This window comes from Streptomyces phytophilus (assembly GCF_013870535.1).
Lineage (GTDB): Bacteria > Actinomycetota > Actinomycetes > Streptomycetales > Streptomycetaceae > Streptomyces > Streptomyces phytophilus.
Genome location: NZ_JACBXC010000953.1, coordinates 1 through 2,396 on the forward strand (window position 1 = coordinate 1; position 2,396 = coordinate 2,396).

Annotated in this window: 2 protein-coding genes; both read left to right on the top strand. The window is 74.7% G+C overall.

All coding sequences use genetic code 11. The annotated features are described in order from the left end of the window. The coding region (gene dacB, locus H5J30_RS27640) for a D-alanyl-D-alanine carboxypeptidase/D-alanyl-D-alanine endopeptidase (protein WP_181790029.1) at nucleotides 1–676 on the top strand (676 nt) is incomplete at its 5' end. Between the two features lie 363 nt (nucleotides 677–1,039). Then, nucleotides 1,040–2,098 (top strand): C40 family peptidase, encoded by a 1,059-nt coding sequence (locus H5J30_RS27645; RefSeq protein WP_181790030.1) that lies wholly within the window; start codon nucleotides 1,040–1,042, stop codon nucleotides 2,096–2,098. Nucleotides 2,099–2,396 lie beyond the last annotated feature (298 nt).

Here is a 2,396-nt window from a genome sequence, read left to right on the forward strand (position 1 = left end):
GGTGGTGCCGGCCACCTCGTCGCAGGCCGCGATCCGGGGCAGCTCGGCGGGGTCGAGGCCGAAGGCCGCGCGGGTGCCGGAGAAGGCGGACGAGCTGGCCGCGACGTACTCGGCGCCGCTGGCGGACCTGACCGAGCGGATGCTGACGTACAGCGACAACGACCTCGGCGAGGCGCTGGCCCGGCAGACGGCGATCGCGGTGGGCCGCGACGCGAGCTTCGAGGGCGCGGGGCGGGCGGTCGCGGGGCAGCTGAAGAAGCTGGGCCTGCCGGTGCGCGGGGCGCGGTTCGCCGACGGCAGCGGCATCAGCCGCGGCAACAAGGTCTCGGCGGACCTGCTCGCCCGGCTGCTGGTGACGGCGGCGGACCAGGACCGCCCGGAGCTGCGCTCGCTGCTGACGGGGCTGCCGGTGGCGGGATTCAACGGCACGCTGCGCGACCGGTACGGGGATGGCGGCGACGCCGAGGACGTCGGCGGCACGTCGGCGGCGCGGGGCGTGGTGCGGGCGAAGACGGGGACGCTGACGGGGGTCAACTCGCTGGCGGGGACGGTGGTGGACGCGGACGGGCGGCTGCTGGCGTTCGCGTTCTTCACGATGGACGCGACGGACCGCACGGGGGCGGGGGACGCGCTGGACCGGATGGCGGCGGCGGTGGCGGGCTGCGGCTGCCGCTGAGGCCACCGCGCGCCGTCGCAGAACCCGGGACCCGTACAGAGGGAACCTCCGAAACCCCGCACCTCGCGAACCCACGGGCCTCCGCCCCTGAACCGGGCGGCTCCAGAACTCCCCGAACCTCCGCAACTCCCGGAACCCCCCCCCGCACCACCCGCACCCCGAGCCCCCTGAACCCCGCTGTGTCGCAGGCGTGTTGCAAGTCCACATCCGGTTATCCACAGGTCTGTGGAGGAGGGCTGCGGGAGTTGCGGGGGATATGGCAGCATCCGGGGCATGTGATCGCGCGGGGCTGGCCAGAGCCCCGGGGCGGGCCTGCTGGGGCAGGGGCCCGGCGGACCACGATCGGGGGAGTGGGGGAGACGCATGCGCGGAATCGGGGAGGCGCGGGCGGCGGGAGCGCGCCGGCGCAGAGGCATCGTCCTGGCGGTGACCGGGCTGCTGGCGCTGCTCGTGCCGCTGACGGGGCCGGCCGCCGAGGCGGAGCCGAAGCCGACGGTCGAGGAGGTGCACGCCCGCGTGGAGCGGCTGTACCGCGAGGCGGAGGCCGCCACCGACGCGTACAACGACGCGGAGGAGAAGGCGAAGGAGCAGCGCAAGGAGGTCGCCCGGCTCGACGAGGCCGTGGCGGACGCGAGCGCGCGGCTGGCCGGGCTGAAGGACGAGGCGGGCGCGCTGGCGCGGGCGCAGTACCGCGGCGGCGGGGTGCCGATGGAGGCGCAGTTGCTGCTGAGCGACGACCCGGAGGAGTTCGTGGACGACCTGCGGCTGGCCCGCAAGGGGCAGCATGCGCAGCGGCGGCTGATCACCGAGGTCACGGGCACGCAGCAGCGGCTGGACGGCTATGCGAAGGAGGCCGCCGGGACGTACGAGCGGCTGGAGCGCAGCCGCGAGGCCAGGGCCGGGGCGAAGGAGAAGATCGAGGAGCGCCTCGACGAGGCGAGGGAGCTGGAGAAGAAGCTCAAGGCCGAGGAGCGGGAGCGGCTGCGCCGGCTGGAGCGGGAGCGGGCCCGCGAGGCGCAGGCGCGCTGGCTGGACTCCGGGATCCTGGACGAGATCAACGCGGAGGCGACGCCCGCGGGCAAGAAGGCCATCGCGTACGCCACGGATCAGCTCGGCAAGGACTACGTGTGGGGTGCCGAGGGGCCGGACACGTTCGACTGCTCGGGCCTGACGATGCGCGCGTGGGAGGCGGCGGGGGTGGGGATCCCGCGGACGTCGCAGACCCAGTTGGCGGGGCTGCGGCGGATCGACGTGCGGGAGATGCGCCCGGGTGACCTGATCATTTATCACTCCGACGCCAGCCACGTCGGCATATATGTCGGTGACGGCGCGATCGTGCACGCGCCGCGGCCCGGCCGCCAGGTGACGGTGGCCGGCGCGGGCACCATGCCGATCAAGGGCGTCGTGCGCCCCGAGGCGTGATCTGCGTCATGTGACCGGCCTGCCGGATACGGGGCGGGAGGACCCGGCGCGGGGCCTCCGAACAGGGCAAAGGACCGGGGGAGCGGCCGCGTTCCGGGCCGCGTCACCCGTTCCGTACCGGCGGGTGATCACGCTAGGGTCCCTCCTTGGCGGTTTCGCTGGAGGAACAGCACGAGCCGCCGCACACGGCCGCGAGCGCGCTCGCGCCCGGCCGTCACCCTCGGGGGGAGGGAAGGAAGAGCGATGCCCGCACCCGGGCGTTCCCCGGCCTCCGGACCGTTCGGCGGACCTGACCAGT

Coding starts and splice junctions, on each gene's coding strand:
- H5J30_RS27645 (WP_181790030.1), top strand. CDS start 1,040: ATGCGCGGAATCGGGGAGGCGCGGGCGGCGGGAGCGCGCCGGCGCAGA.